The organism is Robbsia betulipollinis, assembly GCF_026624755.1.
In the GTDB taxonomy this organism is placed as follows: Bacteria; Pseudomonadota; Gammaproteobacteria; order Burkholderiales; family Burkholderiaceae; genus Robbsia; species Robbsia betulipollinis.
Map to the genome: position 1 here is coordinate 607,602 of NZ_JAPMXC010000001.1, position 16,380 is coordinate 623,981.

Consider the following 16,380-nt stretch of genomic DNA (forward strand, 5'->3'; position numbering starts at 1 on the left):
CTCTTGGATTCATGCAGCAACCCGCAGCAACGGGCGCTCGATCGTGCCCAGCGCGCGGCAGCCGGTCTCCGTGACCACCACGGTTTCGCTCACGCCCACGGTGAATTCGCCGTAGATGCGCAACGCCGGCGGAATGTGGAACGTCATGCCCGGTTCCAGCAGGGTCGTGACGCCGCTATACAGGCTCAGAATCGATCCCTCGCCCCAGTCGGGCGCGAACGCGATGCCGATCGAATAGCCGGTGCGTTTCTTGAAATTGTCGGTGTAGCCCGCGCGGTCGATCACGCGCTGGCAGGCGAGATGCGGCGCTTCGCAGGTCTCGCCCGGGCGGATCGCGTCGAGCGCGGCCTGCAAGGCTTCCTGACAGACCTTTTCCATGTCGAGCGCCTCGGGGCGCGCGGTGCCGATCCACGCCGAGCGCATCAGCGCCGCATGATAGCGGTCGTGACAGGCGGCCATCTCCAGGAAGGCCGGCGCATCCGCCTCGAGCGCGCGGCGGCGCCACGTGCCGTGCGGCACGCCGGTACGCGGCCCGGCGGAGACCAGCGGCTCCATGCCGACGTATTCCGAACCGGCGGCGATCGCTTCCGACATCATCGCCGCCACCAGCGTGTTCTCGGTCGCGCCCACCTTGACCGCGGCCAGACCGGCGCGCATGCCGGCATCGACATACGATGCGGCGGTGACGATCTTGTCGATCTCGGCCGCCGATTTCACCGCGCGCAGCTGTTCGATGATGCGCGCGCCGTCGGCGATCGTGCCGAGCTTCTCGCCCAGCGCCTCGTAGACCGCGATCGGCAGGAACCAGCCGCGCTTGTCGATGGCGATGCGTTTGCCGGACCAGCCCTTGCGCTGGATGACGTCGACCAGAACGTTGATCGGGTCGTCGCCGTCGCCGTACACCTGCGCGTCCGGAATGAAGGTATTGGCGATGAAATTGAAGTATTCGAGCTGGCGAATCACGAAGACGGGCTCGCCTTCCACCGGCAGCACGAGCGCCTGGAACGTGTAATAGCCGGGCGTCTGCTGGCCCGTCAGATAGAAGATGTTTTCCGGGCCGGTGACGATCATCGCGTCGATGTTCGCCTTGGCGAGCAGCGCGCGGGTGCGGGCGACACGGCCTGCGTACTCGGCTGCGGCAAACGCGGATTCGCTGCCCTGGGCGGGACCTTGGCGGGTCTGCATGGGAATGCTCCTGGTTCGAGGAAAATGAGAAAGGATCAAGGGGAAAGCGCCCGTGCCCGCGCCCGCGCCCGTGCCTGCGAGGCGTCGGCGTCGGCGGTGGCGTCGGCATCTGTGTCGGTGTCGGCATCTGCGTCGGCGTCGGCGTCGGCATCGGCGTCGGCATCTGCGTCGGCATCAGCGTCGGCGTCGATACCCACGCGCAGTCGCACGCCCAGACCGCGGGGATCGTCGACCCGGACCGTGCCCGCGCCATACGACAGGCCCTCGACCGGGTCGTCGCGCAAACCGTCCGCGCCATACAGTTCGGCCCAGCGCGGCGCGGTCGCGCAGCACACGTGCAGCGCGGCGGCCGTCGCGGCGGCGCCTTCGTTCATCTGGCCGATCATCAGGGGAATCGCGACCGCCTGCAGGCGCCGCGCGGCATCGACGGTGGCGGCGATGCCGCCGAGCTTCACCAGCTTCAGGTGCGCGGCAACCGGCGCGCCGGCCAGCGCGCACAGGCGGGCGATATCCGCGCTCGATTGCAGGCTCTCGTCCAGCATCACGATCAGCGGCGCGTCGTCCAACAGACGGCCAAGCGCCAGCCAGTCGCCCGCGGCGATCGGCTGCTCGACGTACTCGATGCCGCGCGCGGCCAGCGCGCGCAGGCGCGTCGGAGCGCTCCCGGGCGACCACTGTCCGTTCGCGTCCACCGACAACGTCACGGTGTCGCCAAGGCGCGCACACAGCAGGTCGATGCGCCGCAGGTCGTCGTCGAACGCGCCGATGCCCACGCGCAGTTTCAGTTCGTGAAACCCCCGCGCGACATAGCCGGCGGCGCGCGCCAGCATGGCTTCGTCGGACGACCAGAAGAGGGTCTGGTTCGAGCGCCAGCCGACGGCCGGGTCCGCCGCCTTCAGGGCCGTCGTCGGTACCGGCGAGGCGCCGCACAGGGCGGCGACGCTCGTGCCCGCGAGACGCGCGCGCACGTCCTGCAACGCAGAGTCGACCAGCATCCGTACCGGCGCGCTGAAACCCGCGAGCCAGCCGGACGCCGTGGCCAGCAAGCGCGTCGCACCCTGGCGCCAGTCGATCGCGGCGACCGCCCGGCACGCCTCTGCCACCACCTGCGCCGGCGCCAGACCGTTCAGATAGGCGATATTGATACGCACCTCGCCGATGCCGACCCGCCCGTCCTCGACCACGCGCAGATACAGCGCTTCGAGCCGGTCGACGCTGCCCGACGATGCGGTGTGCAAGACCAGGTCGCCGCCGTAGTGAAGATCCGCGGTGTGCAACGACACGTGAGAGATCATCGACGGAACCGATGGCATCGACGGCATCGACGGCACCGAGGTCGGCATCGACGGCGAGCGATCCGCAGACGAATGGGACGACGTCATGACGTCAGGCGCCCGTACGCAACATGTCGAGCGCGACGTCGCGATATATCAGGCTCGCGGCGAGGAACTCGTCGATGGGCACGAACTCGTCCGGCTTGTGCGCCACGGCCAGCGTACCCGGGCCGATCACCACGCCGGTCGCGCCGACACTGCGGAAATGCACGAGATCGCACCCGCCCTGAAAACCGAAGGGACCCGGATCGAAGGTGCCGTTCGCGCGGCAGGCTTCCAGGCTCGTCTGCACGATCTTCTCGTCGCGGGCGGTCTCCGTCGCGCTGCCGGTGGTCGCGCGGTACTCGACGATTTCCGCGCGCACGCCGAAGCGCTCGTACGCGAGCGCCAGCAACTGGTCGAATTCGCGCTTGACGTCCTCGTCCCGTTCGCCGGGTACCATGCGCCGGTCGAGCAGCAGATCGCAGGCACCCGGAATGACGTTGTCCGCATGGCCGCCCTGCACGCGCGTGACGGTCAGACTCGCCGCGCCGACCAGCGGATGACAGCGGCAGCGCACCACATCGTTGTGATGGCCTTCGATCAGGCTGAGCAACTGCGCCGCGCGATAGATCGCGTTCTCGCCGAGATGCGGCGTGCCGGAATGGGCCGTCACGCCGTGCACGCGCACGAGGGGTCGCAGGCTGCCCTTGTGCGCGGAGAACGTGGCGTTCGAGGTCGGCTCGCCCACCACGACGAAATCGACGTGCGGACCGCCGGCGGCATAATGCTTGGCGCCCTCGCTGGCGATCTCCTCGTCGGCGGTGAAAACGCCGAGCAAGGTGCCCGACCAGCGCCCGCGATTCGCCGCGAGCATGCGCATCGCCTCGATCATCGCCGCGAGCGGCCCCTTCGCGTCGCAGGCACCGCGTGCGTACAGGCGGTTGTCCGCCTCGCGCAGGATGAAGGGGTCGGACCGCCAGCCATTGCCCGCGGGCACCACATCGAGGTGCGTGTTGAAGGCGAATGTCGGACCGGGACCGTTTTCCATGCGCGCCATCACGTTCGCGCGACCGGGCTTGTATTCGCTCAGCGACAGGTCGAAGCCCTCGGCCGCGAGCAGGCGGTGCACGAGCTGCGCCGCCTCCAGTTCGCGTCCGGGCGGGTTTTCGGTATTGACGCCGACGAGTGCCGCGAGGTCCCGCTTCATGCGGGACAGATCGGGTTGCAGGGACATGCAGGTCTCCGGATTCAATGCAGGATCTGGTCGAGGAAACGGCGTGCGCGTTCGTGCACCACGCCGCTGAAGAATTGTTCGCTGCTGGCCGTGACGATGACCTCGCCCGCGTCCATGAAAACGATCTTGTCGGCCGCGCGCCGGGCAAAACCCATTTCATGGGTCACCACGACGCTGGTCATGCCTTCGGCGCTGAGGTCCGTCATCACGTCCAGCACCTCGCTGATCATTTCGGGATCGAGCGCCGAGGTCGGCTCGTCGTAGAGCATCAGCTTCGGCTTCATCGCCAGCGCCCGGGCGATCGCCACGCGTTGCTGCTGGCCGCCCGAGAGTTCATCCGGAAACGCTTCCGCGCGATTGCGCAAGCGCACCTTGTCCAGCAGACCGAGGGCGAGATCGTGCGCGTCGTGGCGCGACATGCCCAGCACCGTGACGGGCGCAAGCATGATGTTCTCGACCGCGGAGAGGTGCGAGAACAGTTCGAAGTTCTGGAACACCATGCCGATCTGCTGGCGCACCAGGTGTTCATGGCGGCGCTCGCGCGTCACGTCGCGCCCTTCGAAGAGGATCTTGCCGGCGTCGATGGTCTCCAGCAGGTTGACGCACCGCAGCAACGTCGATTTCCCGGAACCGGACGGCCCGATGATGACGATCGTTTCCTTGGGCGCCACTTCGATCGAACAGCGCTTCAGGATCTGCGTATCGCCGTAACTTTTGTCGATGCCGCTGATGCGCAGCAAAGGTTGGGGAGCAGGGGTCGACATGGCGCGATCCTTTTTTTAACGAACGACTTGCGAGCTGCCCAGCAGCCGTTCGGTGAACGACATCCTGCGGGCCAGGGCCTTGCGTTTCGGATCCAGCGAACGCGCCATCCAGCCTTGCAGCAGCATGAAGAGCGTGGTCAGCGCGAGGTAATAGATGCCCGCCGCGGTCAGCGCTTCGAGATAGCGGAAATTCGCGCTCGCGGTCTGATCGGCGACCAGCAGCAATTCCTGCACGGCGATCACCGACACCAGCGCGCTCAACTTCAGCATGCCGATCATCTGGTTGCCGATCGGCGGCAGCACGACGCGCAGCGCCTGCGGCAGCACGATGTGGCGGAAGATCTTGCCGCGCGTCATGCCGAGCGCCATCCCGGCCGTGCGCTGCCCGCGTTTCACGGCCTGCAGGCCGGAACGGAAGATTTCGGACATGAAGGCGCCCTCGTTCAGGGACAGCGCCAGTACCGCGCACACGAAGGCGCTGAACCGAATGCCGAACGACGGCAGCACGTTGTAGATGAAGATGATCTGGAACAGCACCGGCGTGCCGCGGAACAACCAGAGGTAGAAAAAGGCGATCGTCCTGGGCAGGCGGCCCGGCAGACCCTGCAACAACGCCAGCAGCAGACCGATCACCATGCCGAAGAGCAGCGAGACGATGGTCAGCGCCAGCGTGACGAGCGCGCCCCGGGCGAAAGCGGCCGACGCGAGGTAATCGAGCAGGAGGTGCAGTGACATATCGCGCTCCGGAAAAAAGTCTCAACGAGACTTTGTTTGTCTGAATTGTATCAATTTATACAAATACGAAAATGACGCGTCAAGCCGTTTATTCCCGTTCGGTCGGAGTTACCGTCGATTTCCCGGGGCGTGAGAGCACTTTCCCGTTTTCGGGATTGTATTGTTTGTTATAATTTTTTCTTCACCGCCGAAGGAGAGGCACAATGGCACGTGGGGCAGGCAAGGGCGCGCATTTCCTGGCCAAGCAGATACTGGATCTGATCAGGGAAGCCCGGTTCGAGGTGGGATATCACCTGCGCGAACAGCAACTGGCCGACCTGCTCGGCGTATCCCGCACGCCGGTGCGCGCGGCGATGACGGTGCTCGAATCGCTTGGCGTGATCGAAGCGCGCCGGAACCAGGGATTCTTCCTGATCAAGCCCGCCGACGGTACGCATCGCGTGGAACTCGACCTGCCGGTCTCCGGCGACGAAGCCTTGTACAGTCAGCTCGTGACGGACCGTCTGGCGGGGCGCGTGCCGGCCTCGCTCACGCAAACCGACATCGCGCAGCGGTATGGCGTGGACCGGGTGACGATGACCCGCGCCCTGTCGCGTTTATCGGAGGATGGATTGATCGCGCGCAACAAGGGGCATGGCTGGAGTTTCCAGCCATCGCTCGATTCCGCGATCACGCTGCGCAGCAGTTACGATTTCCGGATGACGATCGAACCGGCGGGACTGCTGCTCGCGACATTTGCGCCGGACCGCTCGGCGCTCGAACGCTGCCGGCGCGAGCATATCCTGCTGACCTCGCAACTGGGCCTGAACGGCGCGAGCCCGAAGCAACTGTTCGACACCGACGCGAATTTCCACGAAATGCTGGCGGAGTTCAGCGGCAACGCGTTCATGCATCAATCGATGCAGCAGCAGAACCGGCTGCGCCGGCTGCTGGAGTTCCGCGGTTACGAGAACCGGCGGCGCATCAAGGAATGGTGCGGCGAGCACCTGCGGATCATCGACGCGATTCTGGCGAACGACATGACGCTGGCCGCGGACAGCATGCGCGAGCATCTGTCGCGCGCCTTCCGTCTGGTGGATGAGGAGCCGGTGCCGGTGGTGCGCCCGGGGATCGGCGACATCCCCCACACCGCGGCAAAGGCGCCGGGCGGCGCACGTCGGGCGACGCGCATCGCCCGGCCAGCCGCGGCACGGAGCTAGCCTCGGCCGCCGAGCGGCATGCCGCTGGCCTGAGCGCTCACTGCGCGGCCCGCTCCACCTGGGTATCGATCCACTGCAACACCTGATCGGCCACTTCCAGGTTGTTGCGGTCCTGCATCATCATGTGGGTATTGCCATGGATGCCGATATCGGGCAACACCAGCAGTTTCGCCTGTCCACCCGCGCGGTTCGTCGCATCGACGAACCCGCGACAGGCCTTCAGGCGCGGCGCCCAGCGGGGCGACTGGTCGATGTAGTCGCCGAACACCACCAGAATCGGCATCTTGGCGTAGGGCGTCAGATCCGCGCTCGCGGACGGGCATTCGGCCGGCTCCAGCGCGACGATTCCCGCCACACCGCGCGTGCTCAACGCCGCCGTCTGGAACGGGTAGATGCCGGCCTGCGAATGACTCACCAGCACGGTGTGGCCGAGCTTGATCGCCAATTGCGAGAGTGCCGGCACCGTCGGGTTGGGCGTCGGCAACGAGCCGCTCCAGTCGGGCACCATCTGCTTCCACAACTCCCCCTGCGCCTCCACCGGGAATTGCTCACCCGGCCAGGCTTGCGGATAGGCGGGGCCGAAACGGAAGATCTTCCACGCCGCCTCGTGCGACGCCGCGAAAACGTCCGGCAGGCGCGCGGGCGGCGCGCTGCCGAGCTTGACGCCGTTGATCGCGCCGATTTTCGCCGCCGAGCGGCCGCGTTCCGACTGATCGATGACATAGGTCGAATAACCGCGACGGACGAAATAGTCGTCCCAGCCCATCCGGCCGTCGGGCGTCGTTTCCCAACTGGTGCCCGTCAGGCAGCAACCGTGCACGAGGGTGATCGGCACCGGTTTCGCGTTCACCGGCGTCTGGTAATGCACGTACATCTGGTCGACGGTGACCGTGCCGGACGCCTCGTATTTCGGCGACGTCGACAGCGTGTCCGAATGGACATCGTGGCCGCCGAGGAAGAAGCTGCCTTGTCGCAGGATCGCGACCGGCCCCGTCAACGCATCGGCGCTCGCCTGCCGCGCCGCGGCGTTGTCCAGCGAGGTCGCGGGAATCGAGTAGGGGAAAACAACGCAGGCGCCGAGCGCCAGCGTCAGCGCGGCGCACCCCGCGCGGGCGACGGTGCGCGTGAAGGAACAACCGAATGCTTTCATGTCCATGTCTCCTCAGGATGGATCGGTGGGACGCCCTGTCGGACGAGGACGCCTCCGCCAGCCTCGAAGAGTACAGCAAGCCCGGGGAAATCATGACACGTTCCACATGTCCAACGCGACGCGCAGAAGGACATGCGCGCACTGATGGCCGCGCAAATCTTTTCTGGATACGGCGGGGACGCCGGGCCGCTGCTGCGAGAGATCATCGCACGCACGCCGGCGGTCATGGGGAAGGTCCGCGCCGAACTGCCCGCGGGATTTTCGGAACAGAGGGCCGACAGGATGCTCGACGGTCTGTGGGCAAGTGCCATGGCGCTCGAAGCGATGCCACCGGAATAGGCAATGGCCGCGACCGCGCCACGGACACCCGGCTCAGTTCAGGTCGGTGGTTTCCAACTCGACGGACTGACCGCCGTTCTTTTCCAGCAGCTTCGCCGCGGAGGCCTCGATCTGCACGCGATTCGCCTCGAAGGTCGTCACGAGGTCATGGGACGCGGGGCCGTCCACGCCGTAATGATCCGCCAGCGCATCGAGGGAAACGCTGCACCACACGTCTTTTCCATCCACGAGGGCTTCAAAGGCAACGCGCGCGGCCGCGACCACTTCACGGCGTCCGGTGAACTCAATCTTCATAATCGCATTCCTTTATGTGAAAGACAGACCGACAGGCAAGCAAACCGCGTGCCTCGTGCGAATGCCCCGCACGCGATGCCCCGAATCCGGGCACCGCGTGCGGCCTTCCCTCAACCGCCCGAGCGTTCCCGCAGACCGCTGCCGGCATCGCACGCCATCCTGAAATACCCCGGCAGCGACAGCAGGGTCACGACACCGGCCAGCGCGAAAGCCCAGCGAAAATCCCCCAGTGTGTAATGTCCGGCGGGCAGCGCCCCGCCCTCGCCACGTGAAGCGGCGGCCAGGCGCAATGCCAGCGCGCCGAACGCGATTCCCATCCCGGTCGTCATCTGCGACGCCGCGCTCCACAACGTGCTCGCCCCGCTCATCTGCTTCTGCGGAATATCCGCATAGGCCAGCGTCGCGAGCAGCGAGAACTGCATCGACCGGGCCACGCCGTAGACGAACACCACCAGGAGCGTGACGACCAACGGCGTTTCGGGCGTCAGCAGTCCGCAGGCGATGATGAACACGCCGGCGACGGTCACGTCCACCAGCGCGACCCGGCGAAAGCCGTGGCGTTTGAGGATGCGCGTCGTCAGCGCCTTCATGCCGAGATTGCCGACCGCGCTGGCCAGCAGCAGCAATCCCGATTTGAATGCCGACAGGCCGAAACCGAGCTGGAACAGCAGCGGCATCAGATAGGGCACCGCGCCGATGCCGATGCGCGTGATCGCGCCGCTGACGACGGTCACCGCATACGTGGGCACGCGCAGGGTCGTATAGTCGATCAGCGGATGCGCCGCGCGCGATGCATGGCGAAACGACACGAGGCCCAGGACCACGCCGACGACTACGTACAGTACCGCGGACGTAACACTCGCCTCCCGCTGGCTGGCGAGTTCGGTGCCGTACAGAATCGCCGTCAGCGCCGCGCCGCTCAGCACGAAGCCCGTGACGTCGAGCGGACGCGGCGCGCTTTCGCGCTCATTGCGCACCAGCCACAGCACCGCGAGCAGGGCCGCGATGCCGAACGGCACATTGAGCAGGAATATCCAGCGCCACGACGCGTAGGTGGTAATGAATCCGCCGATCGGCGGTCCCACGACCGGCGCGGCGATCGCCGGCCAGGTGATGGTCGAGATCGCCTGCATCAACCGGCTTTTCTCGGTATTGCGCACGACGATCAATCTGCCGACCGGCACCATCATCGCCCCGCCCAGCCCCTGCAGCAGGCGCGCGGCGGTGAATTCCCCGACGCTGCCCGACAGGCCGCACAGCACCGACGCCAGCGTGAAAACCACGATCGCGCTACCGAAGACGGTCCGCGCGCCGAAACGGTCCGCCACCCAGCCGCTGACCGGGATGAAGACCGCGAGCGCGAGCATGTAGGCGGTCATGCCGAGACTCAGTTCGTTCGGCCCGACATGGAAGGTCCGCGCCATCTGCGGCAGCGCGGTCGCGATGACCGTCGTGTCGAGGTATTCCATGAAAAACGTGGCGGCGACGATGTAAGGCAGAAGGTGCGCGTGCTTTTCTTTACCGGTGGATGCGGACATGTTTTCGACAGCCTATGATTTTGCGAGGCGGAACGGGTGGATACGCCGAAGCCGCGCGCGGGATTCGTCCACGATGCTCACGGACGCATATCATAGTCCGATCGATAGCCCGATCGATAGCCCCGATCGCCTTCTGGAACCATTGCGATGTCCCTGTCCTCCCGTACCGCCGGCCCGTTGGCCGGCCTTGCCATCGCCCTCGCCCTCGTCGCCGCTTCGGGCGCGCCGCTCGCGGCGCCGGCGCATCGCGCCCCCGGCACATCCGAGGCCGCCGCCTCGCCGGCGCTGCAAACGGCGCTGGCCGATTACCAGCAGAGCAATTTCCCCGTCGCGCTGCGTGAATTCGCCACCCTGGCCCGGCACGGCAATCGCATCGCCGCATTCGACTATGCGATGATGCTGCTCAACGGGGAAGGCACGCCGCCGGACATTCCCGGCGCGCTGATCTGGCTGCGCAAGGCCGCGCAGGCGAACATGTCCCACGCGCAATTCACGTACGGGCGTCTCTACGACGACGGACAGGTCGTGCCGCGCGACACGGCGCTCGCGCACCGCTGGTTCCTGAAGGCCGCCGCGCAGGGTCACGTCGATGCCCAGGTCGCGCTCGCGACGCAGTACATGGATGGCCGCGGCACCCCGCGCAATTACGCGCGCGCCTTCGGCTGGTATCTGAAGGCGGCGAAGAACGGCGACGAGGCGTCGCAATATATCGTCGCGAGTTTTTACGAGAAAGGCGGCGACGGCGTGGCCGTCGATCTGACCTCGGCGCGTCTCTGGTATGCGCTGGCCGCGGCCCAGGGCGGCGATCCGGCCGCGCGGCTCAAGTTCGACGAAGTCTCCGCCCGGCTGCGCGCGGCGCCCGGGGCCGCGCCGCCCGCCAGGCCGGCGAGAGGCGGAGCGGACCTCCAGGTGATCCCGAGCGCGCCGGACGACGCGCAGGCGTCGTGAAGTCGTGCAACAATTCCTTCGCGGGCGTCATGGGCAACCAGCCCGCAGCATGACCTCACGCCCGCCAACGCCGTTCACCGAAAGGAAGCAGCATGACCCTGAGAAGCTATCTGTTTGTGCCGGGCGATCACACCGAACGGTTCGCCGCGGCGCTCGCGACCGACGCGCACCAGGTCGTCATCGATCTCGAGGACGGCGTCGCGCATGACGCGAAGGACCGCGCGCGCGAACAGCTCGCGGTCTGGCTGCAGACCGCCCTCACCGACGCGAACCGCGGCCGCCTCGTGATTCGCGTGAACGCTCCGGGCAGCCCATGGCACGACGACGACCTCGCGATGTTCAAGGACACACCGCTGCATCACCTCATGGTGCCGAAGGTGGAAAGCGCGGGACAACTGGCGGCGTTGTCCGCGCGCGCGGGCGAGGGAGCGGTCGTGATCGCGCTGGTCGAATCGGTCGCGGGCGTGGTGCAACTGCGCGACATCGCGCAGGCCCCCGGCGTCGCGCGGCTCGCCTTCGGGTCCTTCGAATTCGGCGTCGATGCCGGCATCGAAGGCGACGGCAGCGAACTCGACGCGGTGCGTACCGCGTTCGTGATCGCGTCGCGCCATGCCGGCCTGCCCGCCCCGATCGACGGCGTGACGCGTTCGCACGACAAACCGGGCACCACCGACAAGGCCGACGCGATCGCCGCCGCGGTGGCGACGGCGCGTCGCTTCGGCTTCGGCGGCAAGCTTTGCCTGCATGGCAGCCATGTGGAAGCGATCAACCATGGCTTCGCGCCAACCGACGCGCAGCGCGAATGGGCCGCGCGCGTGGTCGCCGCATGGACGGCGAACCCGCAGGGCGCGACCGCCGTCGACGGCAAGTTCATCGACAAGGCCGTGACCGATCGCGCGAAGCGCATTCTGGCGAGTTGAACTGCCCGGCTCCCTGCCGCTCCCTGCCGCTATCCGAGCATCTGCCGGGCCATCGGATACACCGTCACGATGAGCGCGAGAGCCATCGCGATATTGAAGGTCCGCAGCCATACCGGCCGTGACAGAAGACGCCGCATCGCCGTTCCGAAACCGGCCCACAAACAGATGCAGGGCAACCCGGCCAGGTAGAACACGGCGGCCATCAACACGGTGTTGACGTTGAAATCCGTGCTCAGGCGGATCGTCGTCACCGCGGTCAATACCATCATCCACGCCTTCGGATTGACCCACTGGAAAGCGAGCGCTTCGAGAAAGCGCATCGGCCGGCGCTCGCCCTTTTTCGTCTGTATGCCGCCGGACGTGCCGATTTTCCAGGCGAGGTACAGCAGGTACAGGACACTCGCCACCTCGAGCACCGTGTACAGGCGGGGAAAACGTTGCAACGCCTCTCCCAGCCCGAAACCCACCGATAACGTCAGCAGCGCCACTCCCGAACTGATGCCGAACAGATGCGGCACGGTCCGGCGGAATCCGAAATTGACGCCCGAGGCGAGCAACATCATGTTGTTCGGTCCCGGCGTAATCGACATGACGGTCGCGAACAGAATGCCGGCAGGCAAGGCACTGAGGATCTCGATCAACATGGGGAACTCCGGTCTCGGTTCAATGGAAGACACAGTGTAACCACTGAACCCGGTACAGTACCGGTACAATTCACGTGTTGCGCGCCGGTACGGATTGCCCTGGCGGCGGCCCGTGCACGCTAGTTGCTGCAGGACATGCCAGTCCGTCCGGACAAGCCGCACACCGTGGAGAACGCCGCATGCCGTCCGCTTCCCTGATTCTCGGTCATCCCCACCGCCGCATCGACGGCGTCGCCAAGGTCACCGGCACGGCGACGTTCGCGCTCGACGAGGCCATTCCCCGTCTCGCGCACGCGGTCGTCGTGACCAGCCCCATCGGCCAGGGCCGAATCCGCAGCATCGATACCCGGGCGGCATTCGGCATCGACGGCGTGCTGGAAATCCTGACCTGGGAGAACGTCGGCGACGCGATCCGCCCGGTGGGGCACGTGCTCGGCGGCGGCTATGCGAACAGCACGCTCTGCCCGCTGGCGTCGCCGGTCATCCATTACGCCGGTCAGATCGTCGCGCTGGTCGCCGCGCACACCCGGGAAGCGGCGCAGGAGGCCGCCGCGCGCCTCGCGATCCGGTACGAGACCGCCGCGCCGGGCGTCTACAGCCTGGACGATGCGCGTCTGGCGCCCCGCGCGCTGGCCGATCTGAAGGACGACTACGCGGATCCGCAGGTCGGCGACACGCTCCAGGGTCTCGCCGCATCCGTGGCCTACGTGGACGCCTGCTACGCCACGCCGATTCAGCATCACAACCCGATCGAACTGCCCGGCACCACCTGCGTCTGGGAAGGCGACCGATTGACCGTCTACGAACCCACCCGCTTCGTCGGCGCGGTCCGGCACGGCCTCGCCGCACAGTTGGGCATCGACGCCGACCACATCCGCGTGATCGCGCGCTTCATCGGCGGTCATTTCGGCTCGAAGCTCGGCTTGTCCCAATATACCGCCCCGGTGGCGCTCGCCGCGCGCCGGATCGGCCGGCCGCTGACGCTGCAAATCGGCCGCCGCGACAGCTTCACCGTCGCGACGCACCGCACCGAAACGCGGCATCGCGTGCAACTGGGGGCCGATGCACGCGGCCATTTCACGGCGCTGGTCCACGAGGCGGGCGCGGCGACGTCGCGCTTCGACCTGTTCGCGATGGAAGGCGTGGATGTCACCTCCGCGCTGTACCGTTGCCCGAACGTGCGCACGCGCGAACATATCGCGCAGGTCGATCGGAATACGCCGGGTCCGATGCGCGCGCCGCCCGAGGTGCCCTATCTGTTCGCGCTCGAATCCGCCGTCGATGAACTCGCGCATCGTCTCGGGCGCGACCCCATCGAACTGCGACGTATCAACGATACCCGCCGCGACACCGTCAGCGGCAAGCCTTTCACCACGCGGCCGCTGATGCGTTGCTTCGATGCCGGCGCCGCCGCGTTCGGCTGGACCGGCGGCCCGCGCGCCACGGGCGGGCCCGGCGCGGCGCTCCGCCCCGCCGCTCGCCGCGACGGCGACTGGCTCATCGGCCGGGGCTGCGCCAGCGCGGCGCGCCCGGTGAAGACCGCGGCGGCGATGGTGCGCGTCACCCTGTGCGCCGACGGCTGCGCCGGCGTGGCCACCGCGCATCACGAGATCGGCAACGGTCTGACCACGCTGCTCGCGATGACGCTCGCGGACCGACTGGGATGGCGCGTCGACGCCGTGCACGTGCAACTGGGCGACACGGCGCTGCCGCCGGCGGGCCTGTCGGGCGGCTCCGCCACGTCGACCAGCCTGGTCAACGCGCTCGGCCAGGCATGCGCGCAGATACGGGACCGGCTGCTGGCAGCCGCGACGCGCGACGGCGGTGCGCTCGCCGGCAGCACGCGCGACGCCTTGCGCTTCGCCGACGGCGCGATCCGCCATGCCGACGGACGCGCGCTGCCGCTCGCCACGCTGCTGGCGGACGCGTTCGGGGGCCGCATCGACATCACCTTCACCTATCTCCCCGCGGGTGCGGATGCCGCGCTGATCGGCAAGCTCGAGCGGGGTATCGCGCAACTGTCCACGCCGCGTCGGGACAAGCTCGCCTGGGCCTTCGGCGCGCAATTCGTCGAGGTGCGCGTACATGCCCTGACCGGGCAGATACGGGTGCCGCGCATGGTCGGCGCGTTCGCCGCGGGACGGATCCTGAACCCGCTGGCCGCACGCGCCCAAGTCGAGGGCGGCATGGTCTGGGGACTCGGTTCGGCGCTGCTCGAATGCACGGACATCGACGCGCGTACCGGCCATTATCCGAACGCCAGCCTGGGCGACTATCTGGTTCCCTGCGCGGCCGACGTCGGCGAGCTGAGCGCGCTGTTCGTCGACGACGACGACCGGGAGGTCAACCCCGAAGGCGTAAAGGGCCTGGGGGAGATCGGCATCATCGGCGTCAACGCCGCGATCGCCAACGCGGTGTTCGACGCGACCGGCAAACGGATACGCCGCCTGCCGATACGATGCGAGGATCTTTTATAAGGGTAAATGGCCTACAGTATTTTCCCGCGCGCCCGTTATAGGTTGGGTCAAGACGTAAGAGCTCCGGCGCTTCGGATCCAATCGAGAACCAACCCAATGAAAATTTCCACCCGGCTAGTCTTGCTCGTGGCCGCAGCGCTCGTCGCGCTTTTTTCCGTGGGGGGCTACGCCCTCACGACGTTGAAGCATACGATGCTCGACGAACGGCGCGCGCAGATCACGAATCTGCTGCAAATGGCGCAGCATCTGGCCGATTATTATCATGATCAGGAAGTCGCGGGCACCCTGACCCGCGAGCAGGCGCAAGCGAGCGTCAAGCAAGCCCTGACCCAACTGAATTATTCGGATAAAAGCTTTTTCTGGGCCCGGACGCCGGAAGGCATCACGCTCATCCACCGGAATCAGGCGCTGATCGGCAAGAACAACGCCGGCAAGGCACTCGATGGACGCTCCGACGGCGATGTGTTTCGGGAAGCGCTGGCTCGCGATCCGATGCCGATCATGGCGGTTCAGGCAAGACAGCCCTCCACGGGCGTCATGACGGATAAATTGAATGGCCTGATCGAGTTCAAGCCCTGGAACTGGTGGATCGGCACGGGTATCTTCATCGACGACATCAACAAGACGTTCTGGGAAACGGCCGGGTTCCTGATCGGCCTGATCGTCGTCGCCGCCGGGGTCATCGGCGCGCTTTCCTGGCAGATCATCCGAAACGTCGTGGGTGCACTGGGCGGCGAACCCGCATACGCCGCCAAGGTGACCCAGCGCATCGCCACGGGCGACTTGACGGAGCGCATCGTCGTGCAGGCCGGCGACCAGCAGAGTCTCCTCGCCTCCATCGCGAAAATGCAGACATCGTTGGTGGACATGATCAACCGCATCCGGGCCGGTTCCGAAGCCGTCACGGTCGGCACGAACGAGATCGCATCGGGCAACAACGATCTCTCTTCCCGCACGGAAGAACAGGCCGCCTCGCTTCAGGAAACCGCCGCGAGCATGGAACAGCTGACGGCGACCGTTCAACAGAATTCGGAAAACGCGCAGCGCGCCAACCAGTTCGCCGCGAACGCTTCCTCGACGGCACAAAATGGCGGCGTGGTAGTGGCGCGCGTCGTGGAGGCGATGAACGCCATTTCCGCAAGCTCGGGGAAGATGGCCGATATCACCGCGACGATCGAAAGCATCGCTTTCCAGACGAATATCCTGGCATTGAACGCGGCGGTGGAAGCCGCGCGCGCCGGCGAGGAGGGCCGCGGGTTCGCGGTCGTCGCATCGGAGGTGCGCTCGCTCGCCCAGCGCAGTTCCCTGGCGGCGAAAGAAATCAAGTCGTTGATCGAAGACTCGATCGACCAGGTACGCGAGGGCTCCAATCAGGTCAGCGCCGCGGGTCGCACCATGAGCGAGATCGTGAGCGCCGTGGGCGACGTCACGGAAATCATGAGCGGCATTTCCACCGCCTCCGTCGAGCAACGATCCGGTATCGAACAGGTGAACCAGGCGGTGGCCCAGATGGACCAGGTAACCCAACAAAATGCCGCGCTGGTCGAGGAAGCCGCCGCCGCTGCGGGTTCGCTGGCCGATCAGGCCGAACGCCTGTCGGCGACGGTGTCCGTCTTCCGGGTGTGAAACCACGGGTA

15 protein-coding genes are annotated in these 16,380 nt (G+C 66.7%); 6 read left to right on the plus strand and 9 right to left on the minus strand.

The features are described 5' to 3' along the window. Nucleotides 1-9 precede the first annotated feature (9 nt). From OVY01_RS02665 to OVY01_RS02685, 5 genes are read right to left on the minus strand one after another with little or no spacing between them, the layout of a single operon-like run. The gene (locus OVY01_RS02665) at nt 10-1,185 is read right to left on the minus strand and encodes a M24 family metallopeptidase (protein ID WP_267845437.1); all 1,176 of its coding nucleotides are present in this window, start codon (nt 1,183-1,185) and stop codon (nt 10-12) included. 35 nt (nt 1,186-1,220) lie between these two features. After that, nucleotides 1,221-2,567: a mandelate racemase/muconate lactonizing enzyme family protein gene (locus OVY01_RS02670; RefSeq protein ID WP_267845439.1), complete on the minus strand. Its 1,347-nt coding sequence runs from the start codon at nt 2,565-2,567 to the stop codon at nt 1,221-1,223. Nucleotides 2,568-2,571: 4 nt separating this feature from the next. Further along, nucleotides 2,572-3,735, minus strand: a complete 1,164-nt coding sequence (locus tag OVY01_RS02675; RefSeq protein ID WP_267845441.1) for a M20 family metallopeptidase — start codon at nt 3,733-3,735, stop codon at nt 2,572-2,574. Between the two features lie 14 nt (nt 3,736-3,749). Then, nucleotides 3,750-4,499 carry an amino acid ABC transporter ATP-binding protein gene (locus OVY01_RS02680; protein ID WP_284700731.1) on the minus strand — a complete coding sequence of 250 codons (750 nt, stop codon included), beginning with the start codon at nt 4,497-4,499 and terminating at the stop codon, nt 3,750-3,752. 15 nt (nt 4,500-4,514) lie between these two features. Then, entirely contained in the window at nt 4,515-5,234 is a 720-nt protein-coding gene (locus tag OVY01_RS02685; protein WP_267845442.1) for an amino acid ABC transporter permease, read from the minus strand. A gap of 203 nt (nt 5,235-5,437) precedes the next feature. On the opposite strand from OVY01_RS02685, the gene OVY01_RS02690 reads away from it, so the two are divergent. Further along, on the plus strand, nt 5,438-6,433 hold the full coding sequence (locus OVY01_RS02690) for a GntR family transcriptional regulator (RefSeq protein WP_267845444.1): 996 nt from the start codon (nt 5,438-5,440) through the stop codon (nt 6,431-6,433). Between the two features lie 37 nt (nt 6,434-6,470). On the opposite strand, the gene OVY01_RS02695 is transcribed toward OVY01_RS02690, so the two are convergent. Continuing rightward, a complete protein-coding gene (locus tag OVY01_RS02695) occupies nt 6,471-7,583 on the minus strand; it encodes an alpha/beta hydrolase family protein (RefSeq protein WP_267845445.1) in 1,113 nt (370 codons plus the stop codon). 132 nt (nt 7,584-7,715) lie between these two features. Between OVY01_RS02695 and OVY01_RS02700 the strand changes: the two genes are divergently transcribed. Beyond that, nucleotides 7,716-7,922, plus strand: coding sequence for a hypothetical protein (locus OVY01_RS02700; protein WP_267845447.1), 207 nt, complete (start codon nt 7,716-7,718; stop codon nt 7,920-7,922). Nucleotides 7,923-7,955: 33 nt separating this feature from the next. On the opposite strand, the gene OVY01_RS02705 is transcribed toward OVY01_RS02700, so the two are convergent. Together OVY01_RS02705 and OVY01_RS02710 are read right to left on the minus strand one after the other, a co-directional pair. After that, nucleotides 7,956-8,216 (minus strand): DUF1488 family protein, encoded by a 261-nt coding sequence (locus OVY01_RS02705; RefSeq protein ID WP_267845448.1) that lies wholly within the window; start codon nt 8,214-8,216, stop codon nt 7,956-7,958. Nucleotides 8,217-8,326: 110 nt separating this feature from the next. After that, nucleotides 8,327-9,754, minus strand: coding sequence for an MFS transporter (locus OVY01_RS02710; protein WP_267845449.1), 1,428 nt, complete (start codon nt 9,752-9,754; stop codon nt 8,327-8,329). 147 nt (nt 9,755-9,901) lie between these two features. Here OVY01_RS02710 and OVY01_RS02715 point away from each other — a divergent pair, with 147 nt between their 5' ends. Next, nucleotides 9,902-10,702, plus strand: a complete 801-nt coding sequence (locus OVY01_RS02715) for a tetratricopeptide repeat protein (RefSeq protein ID WP_267845451.1) — start codon at nt 9,902-9,904, stop codon at nt 10,700-10,702. A 92-nt stretch (nt 10,703-10,794) separates the two neighbouring features. Next, complete coding sequence (locus tag OVY01_RS02720; RefSeq protein WP_267845452.1) at nt 10,795-11,622, plus strand: HpcH/HpaI aldolase/citrate lyase family protein; 828 nt, start codon at nt 10,795-10,797, stop codon at nt 11,620-11,622. 29 nt (nt 11,623-11,651) lie between these two features. On the opposite strand, the gene OVY01_RS02725 is transcribed toward OVY01_RS02720, so the two are convergent. Further along, nucleotides 11,652-12,266, minus strand: coding sequence for a LysE family translocator (locus tag OVY01_RS02725; protein WP_267845454.1), 615 nt, complete (start codon nt 12,264-12,266; stop codon nt 11,652-11,654). A gap of 179 nt (nt 12,267-12,445) precedes the next feature. On the opposite strand from OVY01_RS02725, the gene OVY01_RS02730 reads away from it, so the two are divergent. Then, the gene (locus OVY01_RS02730; RefSeq protein ID WP_267845456.1) at nt 12,446-14,743 is read left to right on the plus strand and encodes a xanthine dehydrogenase family protein molybdopterin-binding subunit; all 2,298 of its coding nucleotides are present in this window, start codon (nt 12,446-12,448) and stop codon (nt 14,741-14,743) included. A 96-nt stretch (nt 14,744-14,839) separates the two neighbouring features. Then, nucleotides 14,840-16,369: a methyl-accepting chemotaxis protein gene (locus tag OVY01_RS02735; RefSeq protein ID WP_267845458.1), complete on the plus strand. Its 1,530-nt coding sequence runs from the start codon at nt 14,840-14,842 to the stop codon at nt 16,367-16,369. The last annotated feature ends 11 nt before the right edge of the window (nt 16,370-16,380 follow it).